The organism is Mycobacterium sp. PDNC021, from assembly GCF_048282635.1.
Classification (GTDB): domain Bacteria; phylum Actinomycetota; class Actinomycetes; order Mycobacteriales; family Mycobacteriaceae; genus Mycobacterium; species Mycobacterium llatzerense.
The window spans coordinates 3,094,166-3,111,853 of record NZ_CP182502.1 but is presented as its reverse complement, the minus strand read 5'-3'; the positions used below and the strand labels follow the sequence as shown (position 1 = coordinate 3,111,853).

At 65.7% G+C, this 17,688-nt stretch carries 19 protein-coding genes; 8 read left to right on the top strand and 11 right to left on the bottom strand.

The window, feature by feature from the left end; translation table 11 throughout:
- The first annotated feature begins 204 nt into the window (after positions 1-204).
- Together ACNO8X_RS14730 and ACNO8X_RS14725 are read left to right on the top strand one after the other, a co-directional pair.
- The gene (locus ACNO8X_RS14730) at positions 205-1,389 is read left to right on the top strand and encodes a bifunctional lysylphosphatidylglycerol flippase/synthetase MprF (RefSeq protein WP_418001587.1); all 1,185 of its coding nucleotides are present in this window, start codon (positions 205-207) and stop codon (positions 1,387-1,389) included.
- On the top strand, positions 1,386-2,183 hold the full coding sequence (locus ACNO8X_RS14725) for a universal stress protein (protein WP_418001586.1): 798 nt from the start codon (positions 1,386-1,388) through the stop codon (positions 2,181-2,183). The genes ACNO8X_RS14730 and ACNO8X_RS14725 overlap by 4 nt, the downstream gene beginning before the upstream one ends.
- 44 nt (positions 2,184-2,227) lie before the next feature.
- Here ACNO8X_RS14725 and ACNO8X_RS14720 read toward each other — a convergent pair whose 3' ends face one another.
- Together ACNO8X_RS14720 and ACNO8X_RS14715 are read right to left on the bottom strand one after the other, a co-directional pair.
- Positions 2,228-3,121 carry a universal stress protein gene (locus ACNO8X_RS14720; protein WP_418001585.1) on the bottom strand — a complete coding sequence of 298 codons (894 nt, stop codon included), beginning with the start codon at positions 3,119-3,121 and terminating at the stop codon, positions 2,228-2,230.
- A gap of 99 nt (positions 3,122-3,220) precedes the next feature.
- Positions 3,221-3,838 (bottom strand): TetR/AcrR family transcriptional regulator, encoded by a 618-nt coding sequence (locus ACNO8X_RS14715; RefSeq protein WP_418001584.1) that lies wholly within the window; start codon positions 3,836-3,838, stop codon positions 3,221-3,223.
- A gap of 111 nt (positions 3,839-3,949) precedes the next feature.
- On the opposite strand from ACNO8X_RS14715, the gene ACNO8X_RS14710 reads away from it, so the two are divergent.
- Complete coding sequence (locus ACNO8X_RS14710; RefSeq protein WP_418005909.1) at positions 3,950-5,146, top strand: acyl-CoA dehydrogenase family protein; 1,197 nt, start codon at positions 3,950-3,952, stop codon at positions 5,144-5,146.
- A 26-nt stretch (positions 5,147-5,172) separates the two neighbouring features.
- Here the strand turns inward: ACNO8X_RS14710 and ACNO8X_RS14705 are convergent, their stop codons facing one another.
- From ACNO8X_RS14705 to ACNO8X_RS14695, 3 genes are all read right to left on the bottom strand, one after another.
- Complete coding sequence (locus ACNO8X_RS14705; RefSeq protein WP_418001583.1) at positions 5,173-6,327, bottom strand: SPFH domain-containing protein; 1,155 nt, start codon at positions 6,325-6,327, stop codon at positions 5,173-5,175.
- A gap of 39 nt (positions 6,328-6,366) precedes the next feature.
- Positions 6,367-6,594, bottom strand: a complete 228-nt coding sequence (locus tag ACNO8X_RS14700; protein ID WP_418001582.1) for a hypothetical protein — start codon at positions 6,592-6,594, stop codon at positions 6,367-6,369.
- A 61-nt stretch (positions 6,595-6,655) separates the two neighbouring features.
- The gene (locus tag ACNO8X_RS14695) at positions 6,656-6,952 is read right to left on the bottom strand and encodes a hypothetical protein (RefSeq protein WP_418001581.1); all 297 of its coding nucleotides are present in this window, start codon (positions 6,950-6,952) and stop codon (positions 6,656-6,658) included.
- Between the two features lie 82 nt (positions 6,953-7,034).
- On the opposite strand from ACNO8X_RS14695, the gene ACNO8X_RS14690 reads away from it, so the two are divergent.
- From ACNO8X_RS14690 to ACNO8X_RS14680, 3 genes are all read left to right on the top strand, one after another.
- Positions 7,035-8,399, top strand: coding sequence for a cytochrome P450 (locus ACNO8X_RS14690; RefSeq protein ID WP_418001580.1), 1,365 nt, complete (start codon positions 7,035-7,037; stop codon positions 8,397-8,399).
- A 26-nt stretch (positions 8,400-8,425) separates the two neighbouring features.
- Positions 8,426-9,058 carry a class I SAM-dependent methyltransferase gene (locus ACNO8X_RS14685; protein ID WP_418001579.1) on the top strand — a complete coding sequence of 211 codons (633 nt, stop codon included), beginning with the start codon at positions 8,426-8,428 and terminating at the stop codon, positions 9,056-9,058.
- A 124-nt stretch (positions 9,059-9,182) separates the two neighbouring features.
- A complete protein-coding gene (locus tag ACNO8X_RS14680) occupies positions 9,183-10,061 on the top strand; it encodes an alpha/beta fold hydrolase (protein WP_418001578.1) in 879 nt (292 codons plus the stop codon).
- A gap of 14 nt (positions 10,062-10,075) precedes the next feature.
- On the opposite strand, the gene ACNO8X_RS14675 is transcribed toward ACNO8X_RS14680, so the two are convergent.
- Entirely contained in the window at positions 10,076-10,633 is a 558-nt protein-coding gene (locus ACNO8X_RS14675; RefSeq protein ID WP_418001577.1) for a PadR family transcriptional regulator, read from the bottom strand.
- A 295-nt stretch (positions 10,634-10,928) separates the two neighbouring features.
- On the opposite strand from ACNO8X_RS14675, the gene ACNO8X_RS14670 reads away from it, so the two are divergent.
- Positions 10,929-11,927: an NAD(P)H-dependent flavin oxidoreductase gene (locus ACNO8X_RS14670; RefSeq protein ID WP_418001576.1), complete on the top strand. Its 999-nt coding sequence runs from the start codon at positions 10,929-10,931 to the stop codon at positions 11,925-11,927.
- Positions 11,928-11,945: 18 nt separating this feature from the next.
- On the opposite strand, the gene ACNO8X_RS14665 is transcribed toward ACNO8X_RS14670, so the two are convergent.
- The 5 genes from ACNO8X_RS14665 to ACNO8X_RS14645 all read right to left on the bottom strand — a co-directional run bounded on the left by ACNO8X_RS14665 (position 11,946) and on the right by ACNO8X_RS14645 (position 16,998).
- Complete coding sequence (locus ACNO8X_RS14665; protein WP_418001575.1) at positions 11,946-13,250, bottom strand: amidohydrolase family protein; 1,305 nt, start codon at positions 13,248-13,250, stop codon at positions 11,946-11,948.
- Entirely contained in the window at positions 13,244-14,440 is a 1,197-nt protein-coding gene (locus tag ACNO8X_RS14660) for a CoA transferase (protein WP_418001574.1), read from the bottom strand. Before ACNO8X_RS14660 ends, ACNO8X_RS14665 begins: the two co-directional genes overlap by 7 nt.
- Complete coding sequence (locus tag ACNO8X_RS14655; protein WP_418001573.1) at positions 14,424-15,362, bottom strand: enoyl-CoA hydratase/isomerase family protein; 939 nt, start codon at positions 15,360-15,362, stop codon at positions 14,424-14,426. The genes ACNO8X_RS14660 and ACNO8X_RS14655 overlap by 17 nt, the downstream gene beginning before the upstream one ends.
- Before the next feature lie 157 nt (positions 15,363-15,519).
- A complete protein-coding gene (locus tag ACNO8X_RS14650) occupies positions 15,520-16,176 on the bottom strand; it encodes a hypothetical protein (RefSeq protein WP_418001572.1) in 657 nt (218 codons plus the stop codon).
- Positions 16,177-16,647: 471 nt separating this feature from the next.
- Complete coding sequence (locus ACNO8X_RS14645; RefSeq protein ID WP_418001571.1) at positions 16,648-16,998, bottom strand: hypothetical protein; 351 nt, start codon at positions 16,996-16,998, stop codon at positions 16,648-16,650.
- A gap of 83 nt (positions 16,999-17,081) precedes the next feature.
- Here ACNO8X_RS14645 and ACNO8X_RS14640 point away from each other — a divergent pair, with 83 nt between their 5' ends.
- Entirely contained in the window at positions 17,082-17,519 is a 438-nt protein-coding gene (locus ACNO8X_RS14640) for an SRPBCC domain-containing protein (RefSeq protein WP_043398693.1), read from the top strand.
- Positions 17,520-17,688: the final 169 nt, after the last annotated feature.

Below are 17,688 nucleotides of genomic sequence, written 5' to 3'. Positions count from 1 at the left end.
CGACGCTACGAGCGCCGATAACCGGCTGCTATGGCCGAAAGTCACTCTTTGACCCACCACAAGCAATGTGCGGACGGCCTCCCACACTGCGGTGACTCATGCGCTCCGCCAAAGGCCTTTGTGCCCTCGACCCCGGTTACGTACCCGCGCGAGGATTCGATGACATACACGACATACGCCCCGTCGCACGCCGAGAGAGATGTCATGGACCTGGCCGACCACATCGCGAGTCTCCGGCTGGCGAAGAGTCAGTCGAGACTGACGCGGCGGGGTGCCGTGCCCCGCCGCGCCAGCACTGCGGACCTGGTGCCTGCGCATGTCTGGTCGTTGATCAGCGACACCCACGGAGACCCGTTGGCTCCGTTCGCGATGGCAGACGGTCGGCGCTACTGGTTCAGCGCCGATGCCACCGCGGCCCTGTCGTTCCGCCTACTCGACGGATACGCCGTCGTCGGGGGTGACCCGATTGGAAATGTTGAACGGTACAGCAGACTCGTCAGCACCTTCTCCGAACTGTGCGCGAGCCGCCATTGGCATCTCGCGGTTCTCGGTGTATCTGAGCAGCGGTTACCTTTGTGGCACAACGCCACCGGATCAGACCGGCGCATGAGTGCGATTCCGATCGGCCGCGATGTCGTGATCGACGTCAACCGCTTCAGTCTCGCCGGCCGCGGCAAGCGCAACCTTCGCCAAGCTGTCCAACGTACCTGCAACGCCGGCATGACGACGCAGATCGTGGCCGAGAACCACCTTGATGACCAGCTGCGCGCCGACTTGTACGACGTGATGCTCGAATCCGGCAGGGCCGTCGGCGTAGACCGCGGATTTTCAATGATGCTGGGAAGCACTCTATCCGGCCGCTACCCGGGCGTTTGGCTCATCATCGCCCGCGACCGCGCAGGCCGGATTCAGGGGTTCCATCGCTACGCGAGTGCCGGCGGCGGCACCGATATCAGTCTGGACCTACCGTGGCGTCGACAGACTGCCCCGAACGGCACCGACGAACGGCTCAGCATCGACATGGTTCGATGGGTCAAAGAGCATGGCGGACAGCGTGTCTCGCTGGCCTTCGCGCCTTTTCCAGAATTGTTCGAAGACGGGCCGGAAAGTGGGTTGCCGCGTCACGCCCTACGGGCACTCGCGCACATTGGCGACCGATTCATCAAACTCGAGTCTCTGTACCGATATGTGCGCAAGTTCGATGCGCTGGGCCAGCAGCGGTTTGCACTCTTTCCGCCCCTGCATTTCGGACACGCTCTGAGTGTTTTACTCACGCTCGAATTCTCACCACGCCACCGCTCAGTCAATCCCGCGGTCGGGCGCTGGAACGCTGACGTCGGACTCGCCGAACTAGCACGAGCACTCGAAATAACTAGGGAGACAACATGATCGAGATCTATCATGGCAATTCTGTCGTTGTCGGCATCGACGGCTCGACCGCCGCTGTGTACGCCGCTCATTGGGCGGTGGGCGAAGCGATCACTCGAGATGTACCGCTGCGGCTGGTGAGTTGCGTCGAGCGCGCGCAACGCTTGGATCGCTTGGCCATCGAATATGCCAGGACCTGCCTGCGGGCAGCTCACGCAGCGATCGACGACACTGTGGCTCAGGTAAAAATTGAGACCGCCGTAGTGGTTGGTGACCCGACCGGCGCATTGATCGAAGAATCCCGCCAGGCGGCCATGGTGTGTGTCGGGTCGGTCGGAATCGGCCGCTTCGCAAAGGCATTGCTGGGCTCTACCGCCGCGGGTGTGGCTGAGCGTGCGTCGTGTCCGGTCGCCGTGATCCGCAGTTACTCTCCGCACCGGCGGAGCCCCGTCGGCTCGATCGTTGTCGAGGTGAATGACCGGGAGGAGAACCATGACGTGATCGCCGCGGCGGTCGCCGAAGCGCAACTGCGGGGGCGGCCCGTACTTGCGGTCGGCGAGTGTCCGGCCGAGACAGGGATGAGTGCACGTCAGGAGTTGCTGCGCCGCACCGCGGTTTGGCAGGACCTCTATCCCGGCGTGGACATCACCCCGGCAGCCGTCACAACGAGCTTCGTCCGATACCTCGCGACGACGACCGAACCGATCAGTCTCGTCGTTGTCGGCGCGCAAGACGCGGCGGACCTTTCGAGCATCATCGGGTCGCATGCCGACCGCAACTGCGACAATCCGTCTGTCTTGATTGCGCGGGCATGAGGTAGGGGTAGCCGCCGACGGCTACCCCTACCTCAGCGGTCTGACTACCGAGCCTGCGGCCGGGCGATCAACACCGGGCACCCGGCGTGCTGAATCAGCCGGTGGCTCGTCGACCCGAGGAACCACCCGGCGACGTTTCCATGTCCGCGGGTTCCGGTGACGATCAGCTGCGCGCGCTGGGCATAGCCCAGCAGGACGTGCCCGGGGTGGCCGGCGGCGATGACCCGGCGGACGGCGACCTCAGGGAACTTCTCCTGCCATCCGGCCAACCGTTCTGCCAACAGCATCGCCTGCTGGTCCTCCCGCGCCGGGCCCGGCAGCTCCTCCCACGTCGGTTCGATGTAGTCGAAATATGCTGGTACATAACTGGATACGAGAACGGCAAGCAGTTTCGCGCCACGCAGCGACGCTTCCTGGAAGGCCCAGCCGATCGCTTCCTCACTGTCGGGAGCACCGCTGATGCCAACAACCACAGGTCCACCGGCGTGTGCGCCGGGCGCGCGGACCACAACCACGGGACTGTGGCCGTGGGCAGTCAGCGCCACCGCCACCGACCCCGCGAGCAGCCCGGTGAATCCGTGCAGCCCACTCGAGCCGACGACGGTGAGATAGGCGTCTTTCGACTGTTCCTCCAGTATCTGTGCGGGACGGCCGACGAGGTTGTGCAGGGACACCTCCACCTCGGGCGCGAGTGCCTGAACACGCTCCTCGGCTTCGTTGAGGAAGTTCTGGCCCGCCGTCTCCACGTGCTTGAAAAAGCTCTCCGAGGCGCCCGGATTGAAACCCATCACGAAATTGCCGTAGTCGACGGCGTGAACCAGCCGCAGCGGCAAGTTACGCAGCTGCGCCTCACCGATGGCCCACAGCAAGGCCTCCAATGACGATCTTGAACCGTCGATCCCAACCAAGATGTAAGGACGAGGAGATAGTTCGGTCATGGTGCCGCTCCAGACGAAAGTGCGAAATCCGACACCTCCAACGGTACGGGCGCCGCCTGCCCAGTGCTACGGCCAAAGGTCACTCGTCGCTGATGTGGGTCACGTTCTTGAGGACTTCGTGGCCACGTCGGACTGGGGCTGCAGCAGTGTCAACAGAGCTTCGGTGACTGCGTCGAGGTCCTTCTTCGCGGCAGGGTTGTTGGTCGAGGTGCTGTTGAGCGCGCCAATGACCAAGTCCCGCAGTATCCGTGGGTCGATGTCGGTGCGGACCACGCCGGCTCGCCGCCCAGATTCGAGCACCCCCTGCCAGACCCGGGCGAACCGACGTTCGTGCGGCACGTGTGCGGCACGCAGATGCGGCGGGAGCGTCTCGACCATCCGGACGACTGCCGCAGCCCGGTCATCGCTGGCATGCAGAGCTTCGAGGTGCCCACTGATCGCCGCCCTGAGCCGGTCGCGAGGAGATGCTCCCTCCGACACCGCGCCGATGGCGTGTTCCAGTGCGGCCCTGGCCGATTCGACGCCGTCGACCAGAGTGGCCGCGACCAGTTCGTCCTTGGTTGGGAAATGGAAGTACAGGCTCCCGACCTGCAGGCCGGCCGCGGCGGCGATCCGCCGCAGGCTGGCCCCGCCGTAGCCGTGCTCGGCGAACTCCGCGGCGGAGACATCCAGGATGCGGCGCCGGGTCCGGGCAGCCTTGTTGTCGAGAACCTCCATCACGCCACTCTATCGAATCGGACGATCGTTTGGTTATAGTAATTCGGACGATCGTTCGATTCCTAAGGAGTTCCACCCGTGACCGCCTCAGTTCGCCGTACCCAGGACCACATGTGGCACGACGTCTTCCTCCCGCCCGAGATCGTCGAGCTCCGGACCCGCGCGCGTGCGTCGGTCGCCCGGCACCTGGCACCCGTCGCCCGCGACATCGGCTCCCGCGAGGAGTCGGCCGACAGTTTTCCGTGGGAGGCATTCCGCGGGCTCGCCGCCGACGGGTTGTTCGGCGTGCCCTTCGAGTCGGCGTACGGCGCCGGGCTGACCCATCCGATGCTGGGCACGTGCACCGTCACCGAGGAGATCGCTTACGAATCGTCCTCGATGGCAGGCGTTTACGACGGTCAGTGCATTCTGGTCCCGGCGACGCTGCGTCACGCGAGCCCTCGGTTGCGCGACGCGCTGATTCCCGACCTCGTCGCCGGCAAGCAGGCCTTCGCCTTCGCCACCACCGAACCGGACACGAGCTCCGATCTGACCGCGGAACGGCTCGGCACCTATGCCGAAGAGGACGGCGACGAGTTCGTCGTCACCGGCCGTAAACGCTGGATCACCAACAGCATCGTGGCCGGCTGGGTCTCCATGCTGGTGCGGGCCGGGCGCGACGGCAATCGCGCGCACATGCTGCTCATCGACCTGAACAGCCCGGGAATCCGGATCGGCCGCCCTGACCTGAAGATGGGCCATCGCGGGCAGATCACCGCCGACATCATCCTCGACGACGTGCGGGTGCCGCGGGACAACCTGCTCGGCGAACCCGGGCGTGGCATGGCCGTCGCACTGTCGGCATTGGTGCGCGGCCGGATCGGCATCGGTGCGGCCGGCGTCGGCGTAGCGCAGGCGGCGCTCGACCTGGCTGTACACCGCTTGCAGACCCGCCATGTCTTCGGCAGCCCACTGGGCGCCATGCAGCACTGGCAGTTCCAGATGGCCCAGCGCGCAACCGAAATCGAATGCGCCCGCAACCTGTACCAAAAGGCCGCGATGCTGCTCGACACCGGCGACGCCACAGCCGAACCCGAGGCCGCCATGGCCAAGGCCTACGGCACCCGGTTGGCGAACGACCTCGTGCGCGACGCGATCCAGATTCACGGTGCGCTGGGTTTCGCTCGACAGGTCGGCGAAACGGGCGAATCGGTGCGCCTCGAAGAGATGTACCGGGACGCCAAAATTCTCGAGATCTTCGAGGGCGCCAACGAACTCCAGCAGTGGATCGTGGCGCGCCGCCTGATCGGCCGCGACATCACCGGCTAATGCGGTTGAGTACCTCGATCAGGCCCTCAGTCTGAAACACCTTGCGACGACTGGCTGTTGGGCGATGCAGTGATGCCAACCTGATCGGGCACGTCCTCGGACTGGCCCTGTCCGAGGCCACCGCGCAGCGAATCGAAGATGGCCAGGCCCTGCCCCACCAGGCCCGTGGCGATCTCCCCCAGACCGTCGGCGCCGTTGAGGACGGTCAGGTTGGCTCCCGAAAGACCTTGCGCGGCTTGCTTGACGATCTCGGGCAGTTGGTCGATCAGCATCCGGTCCAATGCGACCCGATTGTGCGACGCGGCGGCCTCAGCCTGAATCTTCATCTTCTCCGCGTCGGCGACCGCAAGGATCCGGACCCGCTCCGCTTCCGCCTCGGCCGGCTTGACCACTTCCGAGATGAGCTCCTGTTGTCGGAGGTCTGCGGCGCGCTGTGCCAACTCGGTCCGCATTTCCAGCACTTCCCGCTGGGCGCGTGCTTCGGCAAGCGGTCCGGCCTGGGCGGCTTCGGCTTGAGCTTTGTCGACCTCAGCTTTGTACTGCGCCTTGACAATTGCCGTCTGCCGGGCAAACTCCGCCTGTTTGCGCTGCGATTCCTGCTCGGCCTCGGCGGCAGCTTGGTTGGCCCTCGCTTGGGCGATCTGAGCTTCCTGCTGGATGGCCGCGTTATGTGGGGCCGACATCGCGAGGATGTATCCCAGATCGCCGTCATCGATCGACTGGATCTGCAGGGCGTCGACAGTCAGCCCGATCTTGACCATCTCCTGTTTGGACCCATCGAGGACTTCAGTGGCGAGCTTCTGCCGCTCCTTGATGATCTGCTCAACGGTCATCGACCCGATGATGGAGCGAAGGTGGCCGGCGAAGATGCGCCCAGTGAGCACCGACATCTGGTTCTGATCGGACAAGAACCGTTGACCGGCGCTGACGACGCTCTCACTATCGTTGCCGACCTTGAATGCGATTACCGCCCGAACGTTCAAGGTGATCCCTTGCTGGGTGACACATTTCTCTTCGACTTCGGCCTCACACATTGCCAGCGTGAGGAACCGGACCTTTCTGAAAAACGGCATGATGAACGCGCCGTGACCGGTGACGACGCGGAACGGCGCATCTCCGGCGGAGCGGCCACCCGAGATCAGCATGGCCTGGTCGGGTGCGGGAACTCTGTAGCCAAACATGTTGAACTCCTTGAGTATTGTTGCCTGTTGCTCGGCACATCAGCGTTCAGAAACGACGCTGGACCAGGCTTCGACCACGACTGCGCGCGGACCGCGGGTATCTATCACCAACACCCGAGTCCCGCGGCTCAGCGGCTCCGCTGACCAGGCCAGATACGCCTCCTTCGCCCCCCGCAGATTCAGCAGAACTTCGCCCGCGCCCGCGGCACCGCGGGTCGCCACAACCAGCGGCCCGACACAGCCGATCACCGAGACGTCACCCACCACTTACATGCTCCTCCAACCAGAGCCTGGTGTCCGCCGCCTCGGGTCTGTGGGGCGCAGCGTGCTAGTCCACCTCCCCAACCTCTTCGAGGCGCTCGGTCACCCGAGCCAGCGCCTCGTCGAACACCTCGACCTTCTCGCCACGTTTTTCGTTGGCCGGTTGAGCGGCGCCGCGGCCGCCTTCGGCCTCCACCCGGGCCGCACCCTGACGTCGCAGCAGGCTGAAGTTCTTCTCGCGCGCTTGTCTGAGCCTGCTCTGCAGATCCTTCAGCGCCTTCGCGTCCAAGCGGGCCAGCGCGTCGGGATGGCTCTCGGCGATCAGCGAGTTTTCCTGCGGGGTCAGGTTCACGTGGATGCTCATCATTGATTAATAGCCCGTGAAATTGACGCGCGCTTGACGAATCACTCGACCACTCCGTCTGGGCGCGGCATAATTCTTCGTGATGGCCACAACGATCGATGCACCTGGGGTGAGCGCACTGCCGCTCGCGCCGAAGAACCCGCTGCCACTGCGGCAGTTGGTGACCACCCGGCAATTGCATACCGGCCTGGTACTGCTGAGCGAAGTCGGCGGACCCGTCAGCCGCATCGCCGTCGCGCCGAAGCGCGTCGCCCCTCCCGTCGTGCTGGTCACCTCCCCCAGCGGGATCCGCGACGTACTTGGCCGCACCGACAACCTCGCCGAGCGCTCCACGATTCATGAAGAAGTGCGCAACGTGGTCGGCGACAACCTCTTCGTGTTGCCCAACAACGCCTGGCCGCCGCGCCGACGCGCCTTGCAACCGGTGTTCACCAAGCAGCACGTCGACCGCTTCGGCGGGCACATGACCCAGGCGGCGCAGACCAGCGCCGACCGCTGGCGCGACGCCCGTGACGTCGACCTCGACACCGAGTGCCGGCGGCTCGCGATGCGGTCGCTCGGCTACTCGATCCTCGGTCTCGACATCAACGAGCACAGCAACACCATCGCCGAGAACATGCATGTGGCCTCGCGCTACACGGCCGATCGAGCCCTACGACCGATCAAGGCACCGAAGTGGCTGCCGACGCCGGGACGCCGTCGTGCTCGTGCCGCGGTGGCCCGGATGCGCCAGATGACGATGGACGTCCTGCAGGACTGCCGCGCGAATCCGGACCGCGATGCGCCCCTGGTCAAGGCGCTGCTCGCGGCCGCCGACCCCGAAACCGGCCAGGAGCTGTCCGACGACGACATCTGCAACGACCTGCTCATCTTCATGCTGGCCGGCCACGACACGACAGCGACGACGTTGACGTACGCCTTGTGGCAGCTTGGGCATAACCCCGACATGCAGGACCGGGTCGCCGCCGAGGTCGCCGCGATCGGCGATCGGGAGCTGACACCCGACGACGTTTCCCGCCTCCCGTATACCGCCCAGGTGCTCAACGAGTCGCTGCGGCTGTGCCCGCCGGCGGCGGGTGTCGGCCGGACGGCGACGCAGGACATCGTGGTCGACGGTTACCGAGTGGAAGCCGGCAGCATCGTCGCCATCGGGATCAGCGCCGTGCACCGGGACCCGACGTTGTGGGACCACCCGCTGGCGTTCAACCCCGACCGGTTCAGCCCGGAGAACTCGAAGAACCGCGACCGCTGGCAGTTCATCCCGTTCGCCGCCGGTCCGCGGTCGTGCATAGGTGAGCATTTCGCGATGCTGGTGACCACGCTGGCGCTCGCCACCATTGTGCGGTCGAACCACATCGAGTCTCTGGACGCCGACTTCCCGCTCGAGTCCCCGTACACGACGGTCGCGAAGGGACCCATCCCGGTTCGAGTCGCCGCGCGCGTGTGACGTCGGCGTCGGCCACGGCTCGGAGCATGCTCGACTGGGACCACAACGCCTACTACCACCGCGTGCTGCTCGGGTACTTGCCGTCGCGGTGCCAAAGAGTGTTGGACGTCGGCTGCGGCGCCGGTGGGTTTGCGGTCGAACTCGCCCAACGCAGCGACCACGTCGACGCCGTCGACCGCTCTGCCGCGATGGTCGCCGAAGCGCGGCGACGAACCCCGGTCAACGTGAACTGCGTCGAGGGCGACGTACTGACCGACGCGCTGCCGGCAACCGACTACGACGCGATCGTATCCATCTGCGCGCTGCACCACATGCCACTCGAGGCGGCGCTCCCTAGGCTGGCCGACGCCCTACGGCCCGGCGGTGTGCTGGCGGCGATAGCACTGCCTCGGACCGACCTGCGGCACGAATGGGCTCATGAACTCGCCGCCGCAGCCGGGCATCGGGCGCTCGGCCTCCGCTTTCTCGCGACACGGTTTCTGGGGACCGGTCCCGGGTTCGCGAAGACGCCCGATCACGACGCCATGCCGATGGTCCTGGACCCACCATTGACCACTCGCGAAGTCGCCGCACAGGCGGCGGCCCTGCTGCCTGGCGCCCACGTGCGGCGCCTGCTCTTCTGGCGATACCTACTCGTCTGGCAGAAGCCGGCCCCATAGCCGCCAGCACGTCGCGGGCCGACCCGACAAATCAGCAACAACGTCAATTCTGCCCATTGGGCCTCGTCGTCGGTGCAACGATGACCCAGTAAGCAAGTCCGCTCACCAGTCGCGGAGGCCGGCCATGCCCGAGCACCGTCCCGCCGAAGCCTGCCACGTGATCCGACTGCGGGACGGGCGCCAGTTGAGCTACGCACAGTACGGCGATCCGGGCGGTTTCCCGATACTCAACAACCACGGTGGGCTGGCCTGCCGACTCGATGTCGCCGCCGCCGCGTCGATCGCCGAGTCGTGCGGGGTCCGGCTCATCTCCCCCGACCGACCCGGCGTCGGCAGGTCAGATCCACAGCCGGACCGCACCATCCTCGACTGGGCCCGCGACGTCACCGAACTGCTCGACCAACTCGAGATCGACAGCTTCGCCGTCATGGGCTGGTCACTCGGCGGCCAGTACGCGGCCGCAGTCGGCTACGCGCTGCCGCCCCGGGTAACCCGCGCAGCCATCATCGCCGGAGCCGTACCCCTGACCGAACCAGGCGCGTTCGACGGTCTGCCATCGATCGACCGCAGCTACATCCGGCTGTCGCAACGCACACCATGGGCGGCCCGGCTGGGCTTTCGCGCGATGACGCTCGCCGCGACCTGTGCCCCCGATCTCTACGGCCGGCTTGCCGCGCGCGACCTCGGGCCCGCGGACGCCGCGGTGCTGAAGGCCGAGCGTTTCGCAACGTTCGCGAACCTGTCGCGAGAGGCACTCCGACAACCCCAGGGCGTCGTCGAGGAGTACCGGGTCATGGTGCGGCCGTGGGGCTTCCAGCCCGAGGATCTTCAAGTGCCGGTGGATATCTGGGGCGGCACCGACGATCAACTCATCAATCCGTCGTGGCCGGGAGAACTGGCGCGCCGCATCCCAGGCGCAACACTGCACATGGGACCGGGCGGCCACTTCCTGGCGCACCTGTACTACCGGGACATCTTCCAGAGATTGCTACCGACGACCTGATGGCCGGCCGGCTCTCAAGGCTCGCGGTTGCCCGACGAAATGAGCCTGTCCAGCACGTCCAGGGCCTCTCGGCACCAGTCAACCCAGGCCTGTTCGGTACGCAGCCCTGCCTTCAACACGAGGTGGCGTAACACGTCGGCGTCGGCGACCGGGGCCGCGAAATCGCGGGCATCGATCTCGCGGTAGTTGGCCAAGATCGCTTCGTGCGCAGCGAGGTGGTGGGCGATCACCGCACGCACGGCCCCGGTTTCGCCCAGCGCCGCGGCAGCGCGCACGCGTACGGCGATAGACATCCGCTCCGGTGCGGGATCATCGATGCCACAAAGCCATTCGCTCAGTGCCTGCTGCCCGGCCGCCGTGATGCTGAACCGCTTGGGCTGGCCGCGCTCGGGGCGATCCGGAGTAGAGGCCTCGGCCAGTCCGGAGTTCTTGAGCCGGTCGAGCTCCCGATAGATCTGCTGGTGGGTCGCCGGCCAGAAGTAGCCGAATGACCGATCGAACCGGCGGGTGAGTTCGATGCCGGTCGATGCCCGCTCCGTGAGCGCGGTCAGTATGGCGAATTGCAGCGACATGGCGCGATCGTAGGTCCAGTGGGGTTTCCCCCGGCGGAACGCAGGCGGTTTGCGCGATTCTCCATGCCCGAGAGTCCTGCCACGACAATTATCCAATCTGTTGCATAAAGCTCAGACGGCGACCGGCTCTGTCACCAACCACTTCCCGAAACCGACTTGTTGCCAGCAGGTTCGAACAGCACCATAGCGCCCAGCCTTCGACCTACCCAGTATTATGCCACTAGTTGCATAATACTGGCAGCGAAGTTAAAGTCCTGTCCAACCACGGTTCCCGATTCGAAGGGCTATCACCACAATGGGTCTGCCTCCCGTCCTCGCACAACGCCTGTCCTTGCCGGTCGTCGCATCGCCGTTGTTCCTTTGCTCGGGGCCCGAACTGGTGAAGGCGGAGTGCCAGGCGGGTGTCATCGGGTCGTTTCCCGCGCTCAATGCCCGTCCCTCCAGCCTGCTCGGCGATTGGCTGGACGAGATCGAGGAGTCGAACGCCGCCTACGCGCTCGCCAATCCCGACGCCATCGTCGCGCCCTTCGCGGTCAATCAGATCGTGCACCGCTCCAACGACCGCCTCGAACACGACATGAACGTCATCGTCGAGCACAAGGTCCCGATCGTCATCACCTCGCTCGGCGCACGACCCGAGATCAACGATGCCGTGCACTCGTACGGCGGCATCGTCCTGCACGACATCATCAACAATGAGTTCGCGCACAAGGCCATCGACAAGGGCGCCGACGGCATCATCGCCGTCGCGGCCGGTGCCGGCGGCCATGCCGGGACCCAGTCCCCGTTCGCACTGGTCCGCGAGATCCGCGAGTGGTTCGACGGTCCACTGCTGCTGTCCGGCGCCATCGCCCACGGACGGTCTGTGCTTGCCGCGCTGGCCGCCGGCGCCGACTTCGCCTATGTCGGTTCGGCTTTCCTGTCCACCGACGAAGCCAATGCGGTGCCCGAGTACAAGCAGATGATCGTCGACTCCAGCGCCTCAGAGATCGTCTACAGCAACCTGTTCACCGGCGTGCACGGCAACTATCTGCGTGGCAGCATCGTCGCCCAGGGCCTCGACCCGGACAACCTGCCCGAATCCGACGCCTCCGCAATGAACTTCGGCTCCGGCGGTAACACAGACGCCAAAGCCTGGAAGGACATTTGGGGCGCCGGCCAGGGCGTGGGCAGCATCAAGGAACGCCTCACCGTCGCACAACTCGTGCAAACGCTGAAGACGCAGTACGTCGAGGCCAGCCAGGACCTGCTGGGCCGCGTACTCGCCGACGACGTTCTCGAGCCGGCGCACTAGCGCTACGCCGCCTGGCGCTCAACGCTTTTCGTACGCCATCTCACCGTCGTAGACGGTCGCGGCCACCAGCGAGGAATCCAACGCCGCCAGGGCGTCGCGCGGCGGGTCCGACAACACGCACAGGTCCGCCGGCGTCCCCACCGTCAGCTCCCGAGGCACGTCCGGCTTTTGTGGCGTTCCCAGGAACATGCCCAATGCCGTTGCGGCGTCGATGCTTTCATTTGCACCGAGCGCTCGGCCCGCGGGAGTACGGCGGTGTACCGCCGCACGCATCGCCGCCCACGGATCGGCGTCCCCGAACGGCATGTCCGTGGACAGCGCGACGGGAATCTGCGCGCCGCACAGCGACGCCACCCGCCACAGCTGGCAGTGTTCGTCGGGGGGCACGTCAGTGAAGTATTGGTCGCCTCGCTCGGCCACGAAGTTCGGCTGAGTTACCACCAGCAGGCCGAGGTCACGCAGGTCACTCAGACAGTCGTCGGGGATGACGGCGCCATGCTCGATCCGGTCTCCGGCACGCACTCCCGCCTGCCGCAGCGCGGCGATCGTCACGACCAGCTGCATGGCCGTAACACATTGCAGCGCAACGATTCCGCCCTGGCGGTGCCGGTCCGCGATCCAGTCGGCCAGCGCATCAAGGTTCAGATCGTCATCGTGCAGGATGCGTTTGGCCGGGGCCAGGATTTCGACGCGCTGCCGCAGTTCGCCGTGCCGACGGGCCTCGGCGAAGTCCATCACGTCCTCGACGGTCAGGTTGGGTGTCGCGTCGGTGACACCGGTGACGCCGAAGGCCGACAGTCGCCGGCTGACCTCGCCGAGCCCAGCGTCGCTGCGTTGCAACGAATGTGTCCAGCCGGGGTCGGCACTGCGTAGCCGGCCGTCAGGGTGATCCGGCAGACCGACGGCCGTCAACCCCGCGGAGTTCAGCGTCCACAACACCCCACTGCGGTGCTGGACCCGCACCGGCACATGCGGTGAAACCTCATCGAGCACAGCGCGATCCAGTGGACCGGCGACCGCCTCGTGGTAGCCGACAGCCCGAATCCAGCCGTCTTCTCCAACCGCAGCCTGCGCCAGGACCGCGCGCAGCGCATCGCGGCCGCGCACCTCCCCCGGGCCGACGCGCACCGACGTCAATGCCGCTGCCGCCGAACGCAAATGGACGTGATGGTCGTGCAGCCCGGGGATGACGGTGCCACCGGCGGCGTCGAGCACATCCTCGCCGTGGATCGGCTCGAGGCGTTCGGCGACGGCCTCGATCCGCCGGCCCAGCCGGATATCGACCGTCCGGCCGTCGAGCAGCACGGCCCGTGTGATCAGCATGCGCCGGTAGTCCTTTCCCGAATGATTGCCTGCACCTGCGCGTTGTCGGCGCCCAGCTCTGCGGCGCGCGACGTGAGCACGGGCACCGCCGGCTCCCCGGCTGGATCGACGTGGTCGCCGCTGGCGAGCGGTAGCGCGGCGTACTCGGCCGCCACCGACGCCAGAGCGATCTCGATGATCTCGCCACCTCCGCGTTGCAGCGACTCTGCCACCGCCAGCGCGGCGTGCATGCCCGTCAGCGGATCGGCGATCGCGTCACCGCAGAACACCGGCCCGGTACCCGCTGGATCGTGGCCAACCAGACCACCGGATACCGCCGCATCGTCACCGAACCCCACCCAGTGGGCGCGTTTACCGTCGGCGCCGTGACCGGTGACCCGCAGCCACACCCGACCGTCGCGACCCGGGACGTCGGTCGGCCCCAGACCCCGGTTCGCCAGCGCCTCGGGACGCGACGATTCGATCACCACGTCCGCGACCGCCAACAGCTGCCGCAGGTCGTCTGGCTCGCCGAAATCGACGGCATAACAGAGCTTTCCGGCATTCATCCAGTCGAAGAATCGGCGCTCGCCCTGTCGGGTGCCGTCGGGCCGAGATGGGCTTTCCACCTTGACCACCGTCGCGCCGGCCCGCGCCATTAGCTGCCCACACAACGGTCCGGCCCACATCGAAGACAGGTCGACCACCAGTAGGCGGGCGTCGTCCCGAAGCGGATTTCGGTTGCCGTGCCGCCGCACCACCGGCGCGGCGGCAGCGGTCTCCCCCAGCACGCCGACGGGCAGCCCGAGCAGCCGGGCGCGCTCGGCGACGTCGGCGACCTGTCGGCGACCGGCCCACTGGGTGATCGCCGACCACGCATAGTCGATCGGCACATCGGATTCGAGCAGCGCGGGCACCGCGTCGACGTCATCGGGCCGCGCCAGGGTCAGAGCGAACCAGCCGTCCCGACCGGCGACCAGCCGCGTGGCCCCGCCCGCGCTGATTCGGCCCTGCCGGTGGAGCCCCAACAGCGCAGCGCGCCCGGCCAGGAGTCCCGCGGCGTCGACCGTGATGCCGAAGGCACCGGATAGCTCGGATGCGACGGCCTGCGCCCTGCTCAACACTGCAGCGCGACTGACGTCCGGCGGCCCGTCGGGCGTGCCGGTCAGTGCGGCCAGCCCGCTGACCGACCAGTCACGCACAGACGGCATCGATCAAGCCCCAGTCCTGCGCGGTCGCCGCGTCGATCGGCACGCCGGACAGCACCAAATATGCGGTGCGCCAACGACCGATCCGCCGCGTGATGCTCACGGTGCCGCCCGCACCGGGGATCAGCCCCAGAGCCAATTCCGGCAGGCCGAGCGTGGCATCCGGATGACAGGTCACCTGCCCGCAGAACGCCGCCATCTCCAGCCCGCTGCCGAGCACCTGACCGTGCACCACGGCCTGGCAGGCCGCGCCCAGTCTTCCGGTGATCTCGTCGAGGACCAGGGCCGGGCTGAAGCGCGTGCGGGCCAGGTGCGCCGACGCCGGATCGTCGAAGGTCCCGAACTCGGCAAGATCGCCGCCGCTGCAAAAGGACGGGCCGTTCCCGGTGAGCACCAAACCCGTGACCGACGTGTCCAACCGAGCCACCTCCAGCGCCTCGAGCAGCGCCGCCCGAGCATCCGTGGAGAACGCGTTGTGGCGCTGCGGACGGTTGAACGCCACGTGCAACGTGTCGCCGTCGCGGCGCGACACCACCGGATCTGGCAGCAGCGGAACGGTTTTCGGGCCGCGTTCGGCCAGCCAACGGGCAAACTCACGGCCGGACTGCAAGGTTGAATACGCGAGCGATTCCGTGATCACCCCGGCGAACGTCGGCGCTGCAGGGTCGAAAGCGCGGAGCACGTCGTCGCACACCGCGGCGGTCTGAGGCCAGGTTGCTACTCGGTCGGTGATCTGCGCCAGCGCCTCGTTGATATCGGGCACCTGGACGGTCCTCGGGTCCGCACACGGGCGGTCGACCAGCGTGAAAGTCGCTTTCCGCAACCATAACTCGGCGTCGTCGCCAGCGGGATCCCCGACCCCGATCACCAGACCGGCGGCGCCCGGCGCATCGGCGAGGTCGACGACTCTGAGTTCGTCAGGCAACGGGCACCCAGTCCTTCGCCTCACGGTGGGCCACCGGCATGTTCGCGCCTCCTGCGGATATCGACATCCGGATCATGCCATTTCCGCCGTGGCCTAGTCGGCGTGACGGTGGTAGCCGGACGTCTCCGCGGTCGTAGATGTCGGCCACGAATCAGCGCTAACAGTCCTCTTTAGCCGATTGAACGATCTCGGTCACGCGGTCGGCGCTGTAACCACTGATCGCCGACAGCTCCTCAACTTCGACTCCAGCTTCGTGCGCGGCGCGAATTCGCCGCGTGATCTCGCTATCGCGATCAATAACTGCACGCCTGAGAAGTTCGCTGTTGAGAATGTAGAGCTCGTCCCCCACGTAAACTCCCCATAGCTCCATCGTCTCCGCCCCAGTTTCTCGAATTCGATGAAAATTGGGCGCAATTATGCGAAATACAAGAATGACAGACACCATTGCCCAGGTTGCCCACCTTGGATATTCCATGGTCGACGCAACGACCATTAGCACAACCAAGCCTAGCGAACCCAGATTAATCCGCCAAGCATCGAAGGACGGCGGTGTGACACCAAGCTTTCGCCGGTAGCTGGCGGCAATAAGGAAATCGTCACTTATAAAGGCGAATATCCAGTTCAATAGCGCGATAACGAGGGTCGTCTTGCCGTTTAGCGTAAATGACCAGATCATCGCGAGTGCGATTGCAAATACGTTGGCATGTTCTGCAACACTTGTTAGAGGCCAACCCTTGTGCCTTTCTTCCCAATCGTATTTCCGAACAGTCGGATATGGATGATCTGGCGGCGGGAGTGCCGTGTCTTTCAGCATGTCTCGCAGTATCTGAACAAACGGAACCAAGAAAACGACGGAGGTCACTCGCAACGCGAGCCTGCCATGCGCAATTTCGTCGGCCCAAAATTGCCGGTCAATTTGGTCCAACTGCAGTGCAACATTTAGCACAGCAAAACTCGCAGCGAATGTTGCCGCTCCAACTCCCACCGATTGGTACGCTAAAGTTAATGACTGTCGACCGATAACAAAAGCGGCGGCACACAATGCGCACATGCCAAGGACGAGCGCCGGTATCAAACCAAGGCTGGGCAAGAAGCCCGCACTAGCGTGAACCATACGTCCCCCGTAGCAGTTGAGCGACAAATGCGCTCAGACTATCTGCGTGTTGCCTATCGCGGGGAGAACCGGAACATCACCGCCTGCGGCACGCCGAGAACCTTCGCCGACGATGCAGCACTCGGCATTGAGCCGAGCTGTCCGCTCTGCCCTGCGAGGACTGACTCGCATCTAAGCAAGGGCGACCCGCACCGTGACGCGACCCTTGTCGTCGCGCGTCGCAACGGCATGCCCCGCACGGTCGGTGCCGCGAAAGTTGAGCAGCGTGATGGGTCCGCCGTCGCCGAGGAAGTTGCGCCACCAACTCTTGGAATCCGGTGTCATCACGCTGATGACGACATCGTCACCGGAGAGCCGGTAATTGACGGGAGTCTGGAAGCTGCGCCCCGATTTGCGACCCGTGTAGCGGATCTCGACCAGGCTGCGGCCGACGACGCCGCCCAGAACGGGGACGGTGGTCAGACCGACCGCCGCCTTGTTGAGGGCTCGGGCGACCGGGTTGTCGAAAAACGTGCTGGACATGCTCGCCAGGCTAGCGCGGGGGGCGGTAACCGATCAGTGGACATTTGTCGGCAGCTGTACACCCTCTCCCGTACGGTGTGTCTGTGAGTTTCACGATTGACAGGTCAGTAGAGATCGACGCGCCCGCCGACGTGGTCTGGCAGGTGCTCACCGATGGGGCCAGCTACGGCGAGTGGAATCCGTTCGTCACCGAGTGCTCGTCGACGTTCGAGCCCGGCAGCCCGATCGACATGAAGGTGGTGCTGGTCGGCCCGCCGAAGAAGCAGCGCGAATTCATCAACACCTTCACTCCGGGCGTTGAGTTCAGCTACAACATGAAGCCCGCCCCGCTGGGGCTGCTCCGCAGCGAGCGCTCGCATCGGCTGACCACGCTGCCCGACGGCCGCACCCGTTATGACTCGCATTTCCAGCTGTTCGGCCCGGTGTCGCCGATCGTCGCCGGCATCATGGGCCGCGCACTGAAGAAGGGCTTCGGCGGCATGACCGACGGCGTCAAGAAGCGGGCAGAGTCCATCCGCTGAGCGGATATCGCGCGGTAACCCTCGGCCTGAACCACGCCGAGGGCCCGCACTGGCGTCCCGACGGAAGCACGCCAGTGACAACCGATCGGGTAGTCTGAAACAAGTCGGTAATCTTGCCGACCCTCAGGGCAGACAACTCGTTGGACGTTGGGCTCATCGCCTCGCCTCG